Annotated in this window: 16 protein-coding genes; 5 read left to right on the top strand and 11 right to left on the bottom strand. The window is 37.0% G+C overall.

Going from position 1 to position 17,832, the window contains the following annotated elements:
- Nucleotides 1-42 precede the first annotated feature (42 nt).
- Entirely contained in the window at nucleotides 43-1,761 is a 1,719-nt protein-coding gene (locus tag D0S48_RS14825; RefSeq protein ID WP_151112403.1) for an ABC transporter ATP-binding protein, read from the top strand.
- 316 nt (nucleotides 1,762-2,077) lie between these two features.
- Here D0S48_RS14825 and hflX read toward each other — a convergent pair whose 3' ends face one another.
- From hflX to D0S48_RS14810, 3 genes are all read right to left on the bottom strand, one after another.
- A complete protein-coding gene (hflX, locus tag D0S48_RS14820; RefSeq protein WP_151112401.1) occupies nucleotides 2,078-3,349 on the bottom strand; it encodes a GTPase HflX in 1,272 nt (423 codons plus the stop codon).
- A gap of 12 nt (nucleotides 3,350-3,361) precedes the next feature.
- Nucleotides 3,362-4,111, bottom strand: coding sequence for a VOC family protein (locus tag D0S48_RS14815; RefSeq protein WP_151112399.1), 750 nt, complete (start codon nucleotides 4,109-4,111; stop codon nucleotides 3,362-3,364).
- Nucleotides 4,112-4,294: 183 nt separating this feature from the next.
- Nucleotides 4,295-5,932, bottom strand: a complete 1,638-nt coding sequence (locus tag D0S48_RS14810; RefSeq protein WP_151112397.1) for an AMP-binding protein — start codon at nucleotides 5,930-5,932, stop codon at nucleotides 4,295-4,297.
- 166 nt (nucleotides 5,933-6,098) lie between these two features.
- Between D0S48_RS14810 and D0S48_RS14805 the strand changes: the two genes are divergently transcribed.
- Nucleotides 6,099-7,268: a class I SAM-dependent methyltransferase gene (locus D0S48_RS14805; protein WP_151112395.1), complete on the top strand. Its 1,170-nt coding sequence runs from the start codon at nucleotides 6,099-6,101 to the stop codon at nucleotides 7,266-7,268.
- 26 nt (nucleotides 7,269-7,294) lie between these two features.
- Nucleotides 7,295-7,561, top strand: a complete 267-nt coding sequence (locus D0S48_RS14800) for a hypothetical protein (protein ID WP_144539460.1) — start codon at nucleotides 7,295-7,297, stop codon at nucleotides 7,559-7,561.
- Between the two features lie 240 nt (nucleotides 7,562-7,801).
- Here the strand turns inward: D0S48_RS14800 and D0S48_RS14795 are convergent, their stop codons facing one another.
- The 7 genes from D0S48_RS14795 to D0S48_RS14765 all read right to left on the bottom strand — a co-directional run bounded on the left by D0S48_RS14795 (nucleotide 7,802) and on the right by D0S48_RS14765 (nucleotide 15,194).
- Nucleotides 7,802-9,094, bottom strand: coding sequence for an ABC transporter permease (locus D0S48_RS14795; protein WP_144539458.1), 1,293 nt, complete (start codon nucleotides 9,092-9,094; stop codon nucleotides 7,802-7,804).
- Nucleotides 9,084-9,782, bottom strand: a complete 699-nt coding sequence (locus D0S48_RS14790) for an ABC transporter ATP-binding protein (protein WP_144539457.1) — start codon at nucleotides 9,780-9,782, stop codon at nucleotides 9,084-9,086. Before D0S48_RS14790 ends, D0S48_RS14795 begins: the two co-directional genes overlap by 11 nt.
- A gap of 356 nt (nucleotides 9,783-10,138) precedes the next feature.
- Nucleotides 10,139-10,636, bottom strand: a complete 498-nt coding sequence (locus tag D0S48_RS14785) for a PCYCGC motif-containing (lipo)protein (RefSeq protein ID WP_151112393.1) — start codon at nucleotides 10,634-10,636, stop codon at nucleotides 10,139-10,141.
- Between the two features lie 11 nt (nucleotides 10,637-10,647).
- Nucleotides 10,648-12,024: a class II fumarate hydratase gene (fumC, locus tag D0S48_RS14780; protein ID WP_144539453.1), complete on the bottom strand. Its 1,377-nt coding sequence runs from the start codon at nucleotides 12,022-12,024 to the stop codon at nucleotides 10,648-10,650.
- A gap of 19 nt (nucleotides 12,025-12,043) precedes the next feature.
- Nucleotides 12,044-12,979 (bottom strand): HD-GYP domain-containing protein, encoded by a 936-nt coding sequence (locus D0S48_RS14775; protein ID WP_144539451.1) that lies wholly within the window; start codon nucleotides 12,977-12,979, stop codon nucleotides 12,044-12,046.
- A gap of 142 nt (nucleotides 12,980-13,121) precedes the next feature.
- A complete protein-coding gene (locus D0S48_RS14770; protein ID WP_144539650.1) occupies nucleotides 13,122-14,660 on the bottom strand; it encodes a flotillin lipid rafts scaffold protein FloT in 1,539 nt (512 codons plus the stop codon).
- A 21-nt stretch (nucleotides 14,661-14,681) separates the two neighbouring features.
- Nucleotides 14,682-15,194 (bottom strand): NfeD family membrane protein, encoded by a 513-nt coding sequence (locus tag D0S48_RS14765; protein WP_144539449.1) that lies wholly within the window; start codon nucleotides 15,192-15,194, stop codon nucleotides 14,682-14,684.
- Nucleotides 15,195-15,479: 285 nt separating this feature from the next.
- Here D0S48_RS14765 and D0S48_RS14760 point away from each other — a divergent pair, with 285 nt between their 5' ends.
- Both D0S48_RS14760 and D0S48_RS14755 read left to right on the top strand, forming a co-directional pair.
- Nucleotides 15,480-16,100 carry a DUF47 domain-containing protein gene (locus D0S48_RS14760; protein ID WP_144539447.1) on the top strand — a complete coding sequence of 207 codons (621 nt, stop codon included), beginning with the start codon at nucleotides 15,480-15,482 and terminating at the stop codon, nucleotides 16,098-16,100.
- An 11-nt stretch (nucleotides 16,101-16,111) separates the two neighbouring features.
- Nucleotides 16,112-17,110, top strand: coding sequence for an inorganic phosphate transporter (locus D0S48_RS14755; protein WP_144539445.1), 999 nt, complete (start codon nucleotides 16,112-16,114; stop codon nucleotides 17,108-17,110).
- Between the two features lie 39 nt (nucleotides 17,111-17,149).
- On the opposite strand, the gene D0S48_RS14750 is transcribed toward D0S48_RS14755, so the two are convergent.
- The gene (locus D0S48_RS14750) at nucleotides 17,150-17,782 is read right to left on the bottom strand and encodes a pentapeptide repeat-containing protein (RefSeq protein ID WP_144539443.1); all 633 of its coding nucleotides are present in this window, start codon (nucleotides 17,780-17,782) and stop codon (nucleotides 17,150-17,152) included.
- Between the last annotated feature and the right edge of the window lie 50 nt (nucleotides 17,783-17,832).

Genomic DNA, 17,832 nt, shown 5'->3' with positions numbered 1-17,832 from the left:
TAGTTATAATAGTCGTTATGACAATGAAAAGGGAGTTACGAGATGCTTAAAAAATTTTTTTCATTTTACAAACCACATAAACGATTATTTATTATTGATTTCAGCAGTGCCGTTTTTGTTGCAATTTTAGAACTAGCATTCCCAGTAGCTGTGCAATGGTTTATAGACGATCTTCTTCCTACCGGTAATTGGGCTACAATTGTTCGAGTTAGTATTGTGCTCTTATTCGTTTACATTATTAGTACCGTTCTCCAATATGTCGTGAGTTATTTGGGGCATAAGCTAGGTATTAATATTGAGACTGATATGAGACAAAAACTGTTTAACCACGTGCAACGACAATCATTTCGATTTTTTGATAACACCAAAACGGGCCACATTATGAGTAGAATCACAAATGACCTATTTGATATAGGAGAACTAGCACATCACGGACCAGAAGACCTATTTATCGCTATTATGACGATTATAGGGGCCTTCACTATTATGTTCAACATAAATCCTGAGCTGGCTGTTATCGCTATTATTATGGTTCCTTTTTTATCCATCGTTGCAACCTATGGAAATATAATGATGAATAAAGCATGGAAGAATATGTACGGCAAAATCGCTGACGTAAATGCAAGAGTGGAAGACAGCGTTTCCGGAGCCCGTGTGGTCCAATCCTTTACAAATGAAAATTTTGAAATTTCAAGATTCAAAGAGGACAATTCACAATTCCGATTAGCAAAGCTAGCAGCTTACAAAGTCATGGCAGGTACTCATTCTAGCATTTATATGATGACAAGGCTAGTAACTTTAGTTGTACTAGTAGTAGGAGCCTGGTTCTCTTACCAAGATTACATAACCTCTGGAGAGCTAGTAAGTTTTATTTTATATGTAAATGTACTAATTAAGCCAGTGGATAAAATTACCGCTTTATTGGAATTATATCCAAAAGGAATGGCTGGTTTTAAACGCTTCCTAGAATTAATAGAGCAAGAGCCAGAAATTGTAGACAAGCCAAATGCCCTTCAAGTTCAGCATTTAAAAGGAGATATTTCCTTTGACCATGTTAGCTTCCGATATGATGATCACCAATCTGTTTTAAAAGATATTAATCTATCTATTCAAGCTGGTGAAACAGTTGCGTTTGTAGGACCTTCTGGAGCAGGGAAAACAACCATTTGTTCCTTAATACCTAGATTTTATGATGTAAATGAAGGAGCAATTTCCATTGATGGACTAAATATTCAAGATTTGGCGCTTCACTCCCTTCGTTCCCAAATTGGAATTGTACAGCAGGATGTCTTTTTGTTCACTGGCACCATTCGTGAAAATATCGCTTACGGCAAAAGAGACGCTACCGATGAGGAAATTCATAGTGCTGCTAAAAAAGCTCATTTAGAAAGCTTAATAGCTTCACTCCCTGATGGATATGACACGCAAATTGGTGAACGAGGTCTGAAGCTATCTGGTGGACAGAAGCAAAGACTTGCAATTGCTCGTATGTTTTTAAAGAATCCACCTATTCTCATTTTGGATGAAGCAACATCCGCTCTCGACACAGAAACAGAGAAAATTATACAACAATCCTTAATGGAACTCGCAGAAAATCGAACTACACTTATAATTGCCCACCGTTTGGCAACAATTCGTGATGCAGATCGGGTAATTGTAGTGACAGAAGAAGGAATTGCCGAGGATGGCTCATATAATGAGCTTGTGGCTAAAGATGGAATATTCGCTAGACTTCATAATATACAATTTCAACAAATTTAGTTTATTTGAGCAGAACATAACTTAATGTTATGTTCTGCTTTTTTATGGATTGACTTGATAATAAACACATATAACTGTTAGTATATTTTTTCTCACCACCAAAACCAGTAATGAATGTATCCTTTATACAGCTTTAAATCTAAAAACAAATACTTGATTGGAGCGACAGACGGTGATGGCTTATCGCTCCCCCCCCGCGGAATGCGTCCGTCTAGAGCGGAAATCACTTAGTAATTGTTTACTCTTTTATGTAAATTTAAATTAATATATTTTCTTCCCTTTCAAAAAAGCTGCCAATCATGGCAGCTTTTCCTTTTTATAATTGATATACATATTCTTCAAAGCGATTATAATCTGATTTTTTGAGCTCTACATGCACTAAGGTCCCTTCTTCCTCATAGGAGGTAGATTTGACCGAAGCGTTCTCATTTAGATAGGAGACAATATCTCCACGGTCAAAGGGTATTAACAAGTTACATTGAACGTAGTCTGAGAAAATATATTTCTTAATAGTCTCTAGCAGCTCATCTAGACCTTTTCCCTCTTTAGCAGATATCCAAATATTATCTCCCGATATATATGGATACTTCAACTCTGCCAAGTCTGATTTGTTATAAACATAGATAGTTGGTACGTCCTCCACCCCGACATCCAGCAAGGTATGATTTGTGACATCCATCATATATCGGTGTTCCTCGTTCGATACATCCACTACATGAAGCAATAGATTTGCATCTCTTGCCTCCTCCAAAGTTGAACGGAAGGCTTTTACTAGATGATGGGGTAATTTGCTGACAAATCCAACTGTGTCAGTGAGTAAAAATTCTTTTTGATCCGATAATTTTATTTGTCTCACGGATGTTTCCAAAGTAGCAAACAGCATATCTTTTTCAAAAACTTGTTTAGATTGCTCTTGCCCAATTTTATTTAATAGCTGATTCATGATAGTCGACTTTCCAGCATTAGTATAACCGACTAAAGAGACTACTGGAATATTGTTTTTCTTACGTTGCTTTCTTTGTGTTTCCCGCTGGTCCTTAATTAGTTCTAATTCTTTTTTTAGCTTCGATATTTGGTCTTCAATTTTACGACGATCCAGTTCTAGCTTGGTTTCACCAGCACCACGGTTCTTGAATCCTCCACCAGTTCCTCCACCTTGACGACCAAGAGACGCCCTAAGTCCAACTAATCGCGGAAGCATATATTGAAGCTGTGCAAGCTCTACCTGCATTTGTGCTTCATTAGACTTTGCACGTCGAGCAAAAATATCCAAAATCAGCATGGTACGATCTATTACCTTACATTCTAAGTCCCGTTCTAAATTTCTAATTTGAGATGGAGAAAGCTCATCATTAAAAATGACTAAGTTAGCATCCATTGCGTCAAAAAGATTTTTAATCTCCTCTACCTTTCCTGTTCCTACGTAATGGGAGGATGTAACTCGTTCAAGATTTTGAGTCATTTCACCGACTACTTCCACATTTAAAGCTTCGGCTAAGTTATAAAGCTCCTCTAGTTCATAATCAAAATGCTCATCCTTTTGTAGCTTTACTGCCACTACTATGGCTTTTTCCACTAACTCTTCCATTCAAAATCCTCCTCATAATAATTTAAAACGATATTCTCCTTGTTCGTAAATAATAGCTTCTTGTCTGGAGTCGCCTTTGATTTGCATACTTATTAGCCTTTCTTTTGTTCCATCTTCAAGCTGTTTAAATACTAATTTCGTATTTGGTAGCAATAGTGTTTGATCATCATATTGCTCTACATTCAAGTATTTTTTCCATTTTTTTATTATTTCCCTAGGGTTTTTAACATGAAACTCACAACTTTCAATGGACAGCTGAAGATTGCTTTCCACAATTGTTCCATCTTTTTTTAGCAACTCATACTTATCCTCATCTGTTTCCTGCCATTCAATGAAAAAAGGCATTGGTAATTGGTCGCTTACTTCCTCTCGGATAAACAGCATCTTCCATTTACGTACAAATCCACTGGTTGTCTTTCTCTCAGCATATAAGACTCCGGAGGTTTCTATACCTTTCTCTTCAAGTTCTTGTTTCAATACGTCAATTTTAGATGTCCGAATGCAAATAGTCCCAAATCCCGGACTTTTCTTTAAATCATGTAACATCAAACTGATTAAAGGATGATCTGTATTTTGAGCAATATGCTCATCTTCAATTGACAGCCATTCTATATAACTATTTTTTGTATAAAGAAGCGCATTATACGTTCCCCAGTTTATATGTTGCCCTCCAACTACAGCATGAAGCCCTTGCTGTTGCCAATCCTCAGCTATTTCTAATGGATTTTTTTCTACAAAATGAACTATATGGTCTAGATACATGCTTTCACCTCTTGTCCTAAAATTATGTTCCATTTCCTTCATTTTAGTATACAGGAAAACAGAAAAAAGCACCGATTGTAATCTCGGTGCTTAAAGAGTAAACAATCTCTTAATATAAGGATGCTCTATGACGCTTTTGTTAAGCTTTATACTTTTTTGTCGATTTCCCAGGAAATATACCTTTTATACCTCCACTCTCTTTTTCGACATTTCTCTGAGCAGAAACTTTTGAATTTTCCCAGAAGCGGTCATTGGGTATGCATCAATGAATTCAATATACTTCGGTATTTTATGATAAGATATTTTCCCCTTACAATATTCCCTTAAAGCCTCCGGAGTAAGATTTTCACCAGACTTTAAAATAACCCATGCCATAAGTTCCTCACCATATTTTTGGTCTGGGACTCCTACTACCTGTACATCTTGTATAGATGGGTGCTGATAAAGAAATTCCTCTACTTCTTTAGGATAGATATTTTCACCACCTCGAATTACCATATCTTTAATTCTACCCGTTATGTCGATATAACCCTCATCATCCATTACCGCAATGTCACCAGTGTGCAGCCACCCATTGTCATCAATTGTCGAATTTGTAGCCTCTTCATTTTTGTAATAGCCCTGCATGACTAAATATCCTCTTGCACAGAGCTCGCCAGGCACTCCTGCTGGGGTATCTTCTCCAGTTGCTGGGTCAATAATTTTCACTTCTACTCCCGGATGAGCCTTACCAACCGAAGATACGCGTTTTTCAATTGCATCGTCTGTTTTAGTTTGCGTAATAACTGGAGATGTTTCGGTTTGTCCGTAAGCAATGGTTATTTCGGAAGCACCCATGTCTTCTATCACTTTTTTCATGACCTCAATTGGGCAAATGGAGCCAGCCATGATTCCAGTACGTAAGGAAGACAGATCAAATTGTTTAAAATCTGGGTGGTTTAACTCCGCTATGAACATAGTAGGTACTCCGTGCAAGGCAGTGCATTTCTCATCCTGTACCATTTTCAATACTTTCCCTGCATCAAACTGTTCAATTATAACCATCGTTGTGCCATGCGTTACCGAAGCAATCGTACCCATTACACATCCAAAGCAATGAAAGAAAGGAACAGGAATACATAGACGATCATGTTCTGTAAGATGTATGTAGTCCCCAACGAGTTGACCGTTATTAACAATGTTTTTATGGGATAGCATTACTCCCTTTGGAAATCCAGTAGTACCGGATGTATATTGAATATTAATCACGTCATCATTGTGAAGCGCTTCCAAAGACTCATCTAAAGCCTCATCAGACACTTTATTTGCAAATGCAACAAACTCTGACCATTTATATATCCCTGGATAGTCATTTTCACTCATTACGATTACTCTCTTAAAATGAGGGAGCTTTTCAGATTGGATGTTTCCTTTTTCAGACGTAATAATTTCAGGACAAATTGCTCGAATAATATCGAGATAAGAAGTAGATTTAAAGGATTCACATAAAATAAGGGTAGTAGAATCAGATTGTTGCAAGAGATATTCAAGTTCTTTCTCCTGATAGTTAGTATTGACGGTTACTAAAACGGCTCCCATTTTGCCAGTGGCAAATTGGCTTAGTAGCCACTCTCTTTTATTGTCTGACCAAATGGCTATATGTTCCCCTTTTTGAATACCCATTCCAATGAAGGCTTTTGCAAGCTCATCTGTTTCAGCATCAAACTCTTTATACGTTTTACGAATCCCATGCTCTGGATACACATAGGCCTCTCTATTAGGAAACAAACTCGCTGCTTCCTTAACAATCTCTCCAATCGTTTTTTCATTTAACAAACCAATCTCCCCTTTCGATTGACTACTTATTATTTATATTATCATAAAATTCTGATATTATAAAAGAGTATTAAGTGTTTTCTCTCGTCTCATAAAGGAACTTCTTTACCTACGTAATATCTCGTTGTGATACACTATTTTCAAGTATCTTACGAAAAAGAAGGCGATATTAATGGAATTCCTGGAAATGAAAGAAAAGGTATTAGACCAAATTTTATCTAAACAACTTATTCAGGCGACTGTTAGTCAACCAAGGGCTAAATCAAATGAAATTAAACGTGTAAAATTAAAACCTATTGAGATAAAAAATATGTATCATATCCAATTAGAATACCAGTACGAACGTATTTTAAAGCACGAAAATATTCTATTAGAAGAATTTCCTGCTATATGGGACAAGTTACTGGAGGATTTCCGTCAATTACATGCTGATTTTATTGAGGAAAAGCTTCAAATACAACTCTCTAAGAAAAATAAAGTTATGTTTAAAGCTGAAAAAACAGCTTCTGTTAAACAAGTGAATTTGTCTCATAACCGCAAAAAAAATTATTTGTTAGACGAGCACACACCTTATCCTTTTTTAATTCGTTTAGGGGTACAAACTGCTGAAGGAAAAGTGAAAAAACAAAAGTATGATAAATTTAAACAAATTAATCGCTTTATTGAATTCATTGATGATACCCTTGTTTACTTACCAAAGGATAAAACGGTTAGAATCCTCGATTTTGGCTCTGGTAAATCCTATTTAACGTTTGCGCTATACCACTACTTAAAAATTGAAAAGGGCTTAGACATTCGTGTCACCGGGCTTGACTTGAAGAAGGAAGTCATTGAGGAATGTTCACAAATAGCTAAAGACTTAGACTATGATCAGCTTGAATTTTTAGTAGGAGATATAAATGATTACAACGAAGAAACTGCCGTAGATATGGTTGTCACCTTACATGCCTGTGATGTAGCGACAGATATGGCACTAGCGCGTGCAGTCAAATGGAATGCGAGTGTCATATTAAGTGTTCCTTGTTGTCAGCACGAATTGAACAAACAGCTCGAAGCACCTAATTTAGATATCATGTTGAAGCATGGTCTCATTAAAGAACGCTTTTCAGCACTAGCAACAGATTCTATTCGAGCGGAAATCTTAAATATGGTAGGATATGAGGCTCAATTAGTGGAATTTATAGATTTAGAAAACACACCAAAGAATATTTTAATACGTGCTTATAGAACAGGAGATAAGCCAACCTCTAAACAAATGGAAGCCTATCAACAATTTAAACAGATGCTAAATGCTCAGCCATTTTTAGAAAATGAATTAAAGGAATACTTGAAGACGAACTAACCACTTCATTTCAAGGAGAGAAAATAGTGAAAGATCCTACTTACCAAAAAGTTGCCTATGGCATCGTTATGGCTATTGCAGTGATTATTGTCCATTTCTTAAATGTAAGAATTTATCCACTCCACCCGATTCTGTCTTTTGTCATGGCCATTTTGATAATATACGCAGGCATTACAGCAGTTAAAAAATCAGGGAAATTTCAGCAGACGATTTCAAGAATGAGATATAATTTATTAAATATGATTGTAGTATTTGTACTATTCATCGCATATTTTACTATTGCCGCATCCTAACACGAAATGCGCAAGCGCCTATGTTTGCCCCGACAAGCAAATGGGGGAATGCAAGGTGGCTGCTCTTCGGCCACCGCTGCTTTACTCCATTTGACCTCGAGGGGCAAGGCGCTGGAGCTAGACAAACACGAAATGCGCAAGCGCCTATGTTTGCCCCGACAAGCAAATGGGGCAATGTGCTGGAACTGGAACAAAAAAGTGAACAGATACCGTAATGGTACCTGTTCACTCTTTTTTGTCTTATAGTTCTTGTCTTAAGGCTTGAATTACGTCAATTTTAGTTGCTTTCTTAGCTGGTCTCCAGCCGGAAATCATTGCTACGCCTATACTTATGAAAGAAGCAATTGCAACAAGCTGCCAAGGAATTAATGAAAAAGTAAGTGCCATGCCCTCAATACTCTCTTCCTCTAATGCCATTCCAACTACGATTGGCAGTACCCAATTTGCTAAAAAGCTTACTGCATAAGAGATAATGACCGCCAGCACAGTCCCTATAATTCCAATCCAGGCACTTTCCATCAGGAAAAGGCGTCTAACTAGTTTAGGACTTGCTCCTATTGCTTTCATAACACCAATTTCTCTTGTTCTCTCCGTTACTGCCATTGTCATAGTATTGAAGATACCAATAGATGAAATTAAAACTGCGATAGTACCGATAAATATAAGACCTATTTTAAATACCATGAAAAACACGTCTAACTGCTCTAGCTGTTCAGATACAGAGTAAACGCTGTAACCCATTTCTTTTAACTCTTCCGTCACTGCTTTCACATGCTCTAGGCTTGCCGTATAAATGGTAGTTCTAGTATATAAAAAGTTCTCTGGTATCTCTCCAACATTCGTCTTATATGCTGCTACTAACTCGTCCATCCAACTATTGTCTATAAGTATATTTTGGTCCACTATCCAGTCTCTTGCTGGTTGAGCTGCAACCCCTACAATCGTAAACGTCCATTGCTCTGGGAATACTTCCTCTTGATCATATGGCTGTAAGGATAAGGTGACTTCCTTGCCTAGAATGGAGCCCTCATATCCTTTGGGCATATCACCTTCTTCTCCTCCCTTTTCTTCCCATGTTGATCGCTCTTGTTCGGTCCATAAATTTTCTGCAAAATGATAACCAACTACAATTTCCTTATCATTTGTAGGCATTCTACCTTCAGATAGTTTAAGATTTGATTTTTTTTCTTCCTCAAAGTCTGTCATCAGGGCATTCCCGTATATTGTTCTATCATCTAGTTGAAACAAGTTTTGTGTTTCTATACTGGTTCTTTGAACAACTGCACCAATAGACTCTATATTTTTTATTTCCTCATAGTCAATGCCATCTTCCTTTTCATATACTTCTATCTCCGTGATAGCTTGGTCCTGGAGAATTTCAGTACGCATCATATCCTGTACCCCAAACCCGATTGATGCTAACACGATTAAAAATGCGCACCCCATTGTCGCTGCAAGTACAGTCATAAATACTCTTAGTTTATTTTTCTTAATATGCTGGCTCACAAATTCTAATTGATCTTTAAATAACATGAGACATGTCCTCCTTTTTCAACTCTCCATCGTGCATCTTAAATTTACGGTGAGCAATGCTTGCTACTTCATCGTCATGTGTAATAATGACAAAAGTTACCCCCATAGTCTGATTTAAGTCCTGGATGAGCAGCAGAATGTCTTGTTCTGTTTCTGAATCCAGGCTACCTGTTGGTTCATCTGCCAATAAAATAGGCGGGTTGGTTATCAAGGCACGAGCAATACTTACTCGTTGCTGCTGACCACCGGACAACTCATTAGGATAATGATCAGACACAGATTCCAACCCAACCTTTTTCATAAGTTGGAGGACACTAACTTTGCGTTTTTTAGGTGATACCCCCTTCAGCTTTAAAGGAAGCTCAATATTTTCGAAAGCAGTCAATCCTGGCATAAGTTGAAAGCTTTGAAAAATAAAGCCAAAATTGTTTAAACGAAATTCTGCTCTTTCTGTTTCATTTAATGCAGCCGTTTCTTGCCCATTAATAATAATGGATCCTTGTTCTGGACTCATAAATCCTGCTATTGTGTTTAATAAGGTAGATTTACCAGAACCACTCTTTCCTACAACCGCTACTATTTCTCCCTCTTGCACATTAAAGGTTAGCCCTTTTAGTACCGGTACCTTCTTTTCCTTTCCTTTCTTTCCTATTAAAAATGTATGATTAACATTATTTACGTGTATCATGCCTATTCCCCTTTCATATTTTGCTATACACTCATTCTAGCCAGCCTTTCTTAACATTTAAGAAGGATAAAGATGAAGAATTTCTTAAGATTGTATATAACTTTATGTAGATAGGGTATTTTCGACACAATCCCATGTCACTTATAAGCAAATAACAGATAGTAACGATAAAGTAATGGCCATCTGATTTTGTGGAAACCGACGACCGATTGTTAGAAAGTAATACTGCATCAACAAGCAAACACTCCCTTTTCTCATTTTCAGGGGACTTTCAAGATAAGTCTTTAAGGGGTCAATGTGCTAAGACAAAAAAACTGCTCCCCTCTCACTGTTAATGAGATAGGAGCAGTACTATTTTAAGATGGCATAGGTGTGTCTGTTGGTTTTGCATAGCCTTCTTTATATGCTTCGTCTATCGCTGCGCGAATTTCAGTAAGTGACTTACCTTCTTGAACCATTTTGATAGACGTAACGGCTGTTTCTAAACAAGCGGCACAGCGTGTACCATGGTCATCCCAGACTACTTCGCCATTTTCTTTAATTTCATCGACGAAACAGTTGAAATTGCTTTTATGGCCAGCACTATCGCCACATCCGCAGTAGCAAGGCATCCATTTAAGGACATCATTTGCTTTTGCAGCTGCCTGATAGATTAGTTGCATATCTTCAGATTGTTCATTCAAAAACTCTGGAAGCACGTCTGTAGACGACGTGGTTTCTTGAATATCGCCGTTATCTAAATGAGTCACATGGTCGTGCTCCATGTGTTCTTTCTCTTCTTTACTCTCTTCTTTTTGACTGCATGCGGCAAGAACCAATATAGAACAACATAATATAAATAGAATTTTTTTCATATTAACCTCGATTAAATCATTTTTTCTGGTCGTACAATTTCATCAAACTTGTCAGCAGTTAAAAGCTCTAGCTCAATTGCTGCTTCTTTTAAAGTAGTGCCATTTTTGTGGGCATGCTTAGCAATTTTCGCAGCATTCTCATATCCAATGTATGGATTTAAAGCAGTTACAAGCATTAAAGAATTGTTTACGTGATGTTTAATTGTTTCTAAGTTCGGTTCGATTCCAACTGCACAGTTGTTATTAAAGCTAATGATTGCATCACTTAATAATCGCACAGATTGTAGGAAATTGTGAATGATTACAGGTTTAAATACATTTAACTGGTAGTTACCTTGACTCGCCGCAAAACTGATGGATGTATCATTCCCCATAACTTGAGCAACAACCATAGTCATCGCTTCACTTTGAGTTGGGTTAACTTTACCAGGCATAATAGAGCTTCCTGGTTCATTTTCAGGAATTGAGATTTCCCCAATACCAGAACGGGGACCACTTGCAAGTAAGCGGACATCATTAGCAATTTTCATTAGGTCCGCTGCAAGAGCCTTAACTGCACCATGTACATAAACAACATCGTCATAGCTTGTTAAAGCGTGGAATTTATTTTTTGCTGATGTAAATTCAATTCCTAGTGCCTTGGATATTTCGGCTGCCACTAGGTCACCAAAACCTTTTGGGGCGTTCAAGCCAGTACCTACCGCTGTCCCTCCAACAGCAAGCTCTTTCATATCTGCCACAGCTGTTGTAATCATTTTAGAAGATTTCTCTAGCATTCTGTGCCAGCCACTAAATTCTTGACCGAGGGAAAGGGGTGTTGCATCTTGTAAATGTGTACGTCCAATTTTAACAATATCCATGAACTGTTCAGATTTTTTACCTAACGTCTCTTGTAGAACATCAATTGCAGGTAAAAGATCTTTTTCGACAGCAAGAACACCTGCAATATGAAGTGCAGTTGGGAATGTATCATTTGAGCTTTGTGATTTGTTTACATCATCATTAGGGTGAAGTCTCTCTTCACTACCTTTTTCTTCTAATAGTTGATTGCCTCGATTGGCAATCACTTCGTTAACGTTCATATTAGACTGTGTACCACTACCAGTTTGCCAAACAACTAATGGGAAGTGATTGTCTAATTTTCCTGCAAGTATTTCATCTGCTGCTGCTGCTATAGCATCTTTCTTTACTTCTGATAAATTACCAAGAGAGTGGCTAACGATTGCTGCAGATTTTTTTAATAGAGCTAGTCCATGTACGACACCAATCGGCATTTTTTCTGTGCCAATTTTAAAGTTTTCTTTAGATCTTTGTGTTTGTGCTCCCCAAAGACTGTCTTGTGGAACTTTAATTTCTCCCATAGAATCATGCTCAATACGATAAGACATTTTTTCTCGCTCCTTTTCTTTACCATTGATTATTGTGTTCTTCTAACATTTTAAGAAATTCATCTAGAACCTTTGGGTTAAATTGAGTTCCCCTACCATCCTTCATTTCCTGAATGGCTTCTTCAAAGGTCATTGCACCCCGATAGACCCGGTTAGTTGTCATTGCATCAAACGCATCTACAACCGAAACTATAGATGATTCCAAGGAAATTTCATTACCCAGCAGTCCATAGGGATACCCTTTTCCATCATACCTCTCATGATGCTCTTCGACAATAAAAGCAGCTTCACGAATACGTGGAATTTCATGATTCCTCATTATTTCTGCCCCTAATGTCGTATGCATTTTTATAATTTTCCATTCTTCCTCTGTAAGCTTTCCAGCCTTATTAAGGATTTCAATGGGAATTGCTAATTTGCCTATATCATGAAAATAGGAGCCTAAACTTAATCTATCCACCCCTTCACCATTTGGCCTCATTCTTTTCCAAAGCTCGATGGAGTAATCTCTAATTCTTGCACAATGGTGATAAGTATATCCATCCACCTCCTGAATGCGCAGAGCATCCCGATGAATTATACTTCTTTCTGAAAAATTTCTTTCAAAATAGTTAGATGTCATTTCGATTAAAATCTCAACTATATCCTTTGCATGACACGTTATGAGTGCATCATAAAATTTTGGTTCAATTACATCACCAGGGCTCAAAATTACTTGTTCGTCACACCAATTTATTTTTAATCTACCAGTTATGATAGTATATTTCTCTATATAATTCTTAGTATTATTTTGTTTACTGTATATCCATGAGGTACTTGCAGGCGTCAGTGTATAAAGGGCATATGAAATATTATTAGAACTACCAATATAAGTAGTAACCGTTTTGTCTGTGATTACTTTTGGTAGACTTTGCTTTTCTTTAATATCTTGAAGTTGCTCTCTTGTAAGTATCATTATTCCTCCGGAGTCCAACAAAATTCGACATTCTTAACCTCAATTATACAATTAGTTACCTACAAAGGAAATATATACATAAAAAAAGAAGGTTCTCCAGTCATTGAGAACCTTCTTTTAAATACTAATATTGTTAGAAATATTATTTAACTTCTTGAACTTCACGTACTTCCTGTTCATCCTTGGATTTTTTTACTTCCTGAGTTAATTGTTCAATGCTTGGGCGAATATTTCCTTTCCCCGCATAACTCTCGAGCATCTCCTTCACATCGATTCCGGAGGAAGCCTTTAAAGTTTCTTGAAGTGTAGACATCAAATTAGTAGCGTAAGAGGTAACCTTGTTAGCACCGCCGCCTTCTCCACCACCAGTGTCTACTACAGTTATTTTATCAATATTCGAAAGTGGGCTAGCAATTTGTTTTGCATATTCAGGCAACATATCTACAACCATATCCAAAACTGCGGCCTGACCGTACAGATCAAACGCTTCAGCAATTTTTCGTTTTGCTTCCGCCTCTGCAAGACCTTTAAGTCGAATAATATCTGCCTCAGACTCCCCTTGTGCACGCTGAGCGTCTGCTTTAGCTAAACCATCCAAACGAACTTTTTCCGCATCTGCTTTTGCCTTTGCTTCAATTCGATATTTTTCTGCATCGGCTTCGGCAATTTCACGTGATTTGGATGCAGCTGCATTTTGTTCGATAGCATAGCGATCTGCATCCGCTTTTTTCTTAACCTCTGAATCATATTGCTTTTCACGACGTAGTATCTCTTTTTCTTCCAACTCAATTTGCTTTTGACGTTCGATAATTTGAATTTGCATTTCCTGCTCGGTTACTTCCTGCTTAGACCTAGCTGTTTCTAACTCGTAGGCTTGGTCTGCACGTGCCTTCGCAATATCTTGCTCACGTCTATATTCAGCAACCTTTAACTGGTTGTCTTTTTCCGCCTCTGCTATTTCTGTCGCTCGCTCAATTTCTGCCTTTTGAGCATCCTTGGAAGCCTCTGCTCGCTTGATGCGCGTCTCTTTTTCTGCCTCAGCTGTTGCGATATCCGCATCACGCTTAACTTGTGCGATTCTTGGTTTCCCTAGTGAATCCAGGTAGCCATTTTTATCGCGAACATCTTTAATCGTAAATGAAACAATGACTAATCCCATTTTCGCTAAATCTTGTGAAGCTACCCGTTGTACTTCCTGAGAGAACTTATCTCTATTTTTGTAAATTTCTTCTACTGTCATAGACCCTAGAATAGAACGTAAATGACCTTCCAGTACTTCTTTTGCTTCATTTTCTCTATCCTGCTTTGATTTCCCTAAAAACTGCTCAGCTGCTGTAGCAATTTCTGAAATTGAACCACCAATTTTTATAATAGCTGTCCCGTCAGCCATAACTGGAACTCCTTGTTCAGTATAAACTTCTGGGGTGGTTACTTCCAATTTGCTTGATAAAAGACTAAGTGGCTCGCCTTGCTGGAATACTGGAAATACAAATGTACCTCCACCGCGAATAATTTTAATGCGATTACCCGAATCATCTGTATGGACGTTTTTCGAACCCAAATAGCTGCCTGTAACTATTAGTGCCTCATCTGGCCCAACTGTTCTATATTTTGTTACGTAGACTGCCAACATTATTAATAGAACAAATACAACTACTCCTATAACTATTAACATTTCCATTCCCACTATAATTCCCCCTTTTTATTTTATAAAAGGCACATATTCTTTGACTAAAAAAGTGCCATCTTTCACTTCAATTATTAAAACCTGTTTATCATAATTTATTTCTTCATTGTCAAAACCTGTTGCTCTTTTTGCAATTAAACCGTTAACTGTCTCAATAATGATTTCACCATACCCATTTGAGGGTATAGGAACAATAACCTTTGCGACTTGCCCTTGTAAAGATTCGTTTGTATAGGCTGTGGATACTTCTGCAGAAGCAAGGGGTAAAAGGACAAAAAAGTAAAGCAAAAAGGTTAAAAGGACTGATATGACAACAGAAACAGCGATTATTACAATTTCACTCCAATTAGTTAGCTTCATAAGAATGAATCCAGCAGCACAAATAAATAATAGGAAGGAGAGTACCGTTGTCGGATTAAAAAATCCCATTTCCAAGCCATCTATTGCATCTGCAAATAACACATAAAGAATAGTAAGAAGACCAATTACAATTAAGCCGTATAAGAAAATTTGATCTATTTTTCTCACCCCTTTACCAGTTTATTGATTGCTTACTAGTTATACGTATCTAATACAAAGAAGTTTCAAAATTTAACAATAATTGATTGGTTATTTTTACAAGTTATTACCGTCAAAGTTCGTCAAAATTAGGCTTTTTCGCCTTTTATTCCCCCTTTATCTACACTGAAATGTTACAGAATTGTAAATTTCGCAAATTTCAAGTAAAAAGTGTGTAGATTTTGCATTTTTTTTGGTATGCTATTTGAGGTAAATTCATAGCAACAATACATTCTCAAAGTCTAGGAGGCTTTTATGATTAGTTCAAAAAAACCAGATCCTTTTTTCTTGTCCCTGTTAAAAATTGCAGAAAATGTACGTGAAGCCACTCATTACGCAGATGATTTCCGTATTAATAATGCTTCAGATTTAAAAGAAATTAGCTTACACCTTAAGAATTACGAAACAGCTGGGGATACATTAATTCATGAATTAATCGTTATGTTGAACAAATCCTTCATGACACCGATTGAACGTGAAGATATTCTGGAATTAGCAATCCGAATGGACGATATTTTAGATGGAATCGACAATTTCACTGCGCATCTGGAGATGTTTACTTTAGTTGAAATCGATGATTCAATGCGTACCTTCTTAGGGTATATCGTTAAGAGTACTGACGAAATTGTTAAAGCGATGGAGCTTTTAGCTCAGAAAAAATTACTTAAAATGCATGAGCATTCCATTCTCATTAAAGATTATGAGCGCAAATGTGATGAGGTACTTCGCTCTTCCATTAAGCAATTGTTCTTAAACGAAAAAAATCCAATTCGCATTATTCAATTTAAAGATATATATGAACAATTAGAAGATATCGCAGATTATTGTCAAAACGTAGCTAATACGCTTGAAACAATTATTATGCGTAACGCGTAGGAGTTTCAGTAATGGATACTATTTTTATACTAACAATACTAGTTGTATTTTTTGCACTTGCCTTTGATTTTATTAATGGTTTCCATGATACCGCAAACGCAATTGCTACTTCAGTTTCTACAAGAGCTTTAAAGCCTAGAGTTGCTGTTTTAATGGCAGCTATTATGAATTTTGTAGGAGCTTTAACTTTTACAGGAGTTGCTAAAACAATTACAAAAGATATAGTCGATCCTTTTACTCTTCAAAACGGATCGTTAATCATTTTAGCGGCTCTTCTTTCAGCGATTATTTGGAACTTAGTTACTTGGTATTACGGAATTCCATCTAGTTCGTCCCACACTTTAATAGGCTCTATTGCTGGAGCAGCTATTTCTGCTGCTGGATTTGGGGTTTTGAACTATAATGGTTTTACCAATATCTTAATCGCATTAGTTTTATCCCCATTCCTTGCTTTAGCAATCGGATTTTTAATGATGTCTCTATTTAAAGTTATTTTTAAAAAGGGAAGCTTGTATGGGACAAACAAAAGATTTCGTATTTTTCAAATTGGTACAGCGGCATTACAATCGTTTACTCATGGTACAAACGATGCCCAAAAAGCAATGGGTATTATAACAATGGCTCTAATTGCTGCCCAATGGCAGGCTACAGATGATATCCAACTTTGGGTTCGTATTGCTGCAGCAACCGCAATGGGTCTTGGTACTTCTATCGGAGGATACAAAATCATCAAAACAGTTGGTGGTAAAATCATGAAGATTCGTCCTATTAACGGGGCGGCAGCTGACTTATCATCTGCTATGATTATTTTTGGTGCAACAACTATTCATTTGCCAGTTTCTACAACACACGTTATTTCATCCGCTATTATGGGGGTTGGAGCAGCACAACGTGTGAAAGGCGTTAAATGGGGAGTTGCTAAAAAAATTGTCTTAACTTGGATTATCACTTTACCTATTTCTGCTCTAGTAGCAGCTATCATCTTCCAAATCTTAAATTTATTCTTTTAAATAATTAAAACCTCGTAATTGAATACGAGGTTTTTTCTTTTACTCTTTTATGATTACTCCTAACGATTTGGCAAAGCCTATCGCTTGCTCCATGGACACAGTGCATCCCTTAAGGTCCTCCATTGATACTATTAGATTTTCATAAGTTGAGGTACTTAAGTCAATTCCATTCAATGAGGTATCTGTAAAGTTTGCCTCGTTTAGTTCACAGTTTTCTAGCTCTACCTGTTGAAAGGTTGAATCTACAAAATCTGCATGATTCAATATGCACTTAGTAAAAGACACCTTTTTTAACTTAGAAAAACTTAAATTTAAGTAGTTTGCGAGGTTCTCCACCAGCCTGACATCTGTTAGTCTGCCGTCAGTAATGTTAGCTCCAAAAAGCTTACACTCGATAAATTCCACTCTGTGGAATAGTGCTTGGTCCATTACTACATTAGATAGATCACACTTTTCAAAAATACAATCAATAAACTCTACCTGGTAAAAATGTAAGCTCTCAAATGATGCTTGCTGGAAATGAATTTGATCAAAAACGACTCTTTCCTCCCACTCGGTAATCCCCTCCAGTGAGCTAATAGTTCCGTTAGATATATAGTAATCCTCCTCTAAAGCATCTTTTATGTTAATAGCCTCTAATTCTTCTCTACATTTTGGAGCTGTAATTTTCAAGGTTACTCCTCCTTCAAAAGTTTACTCTTATCATAGCATTATATTAGCAG

The organism is Psychrobacillus sp. AK 1817, assembly GCF_008807035.1.
In the GTDB taxonomy this organism is placed as follows: Bacteria; Bacillota; Bacilli; order Bacillales_A; family Planococcaceae; genus Psychrobacillus; species Psychrobacillus faecigallinarum.
The sequence above is the reverse complement of the archived record's forward strand: the minus strand, read 5'-3'. Positions and strand labels throughout refer to the sequence as shown.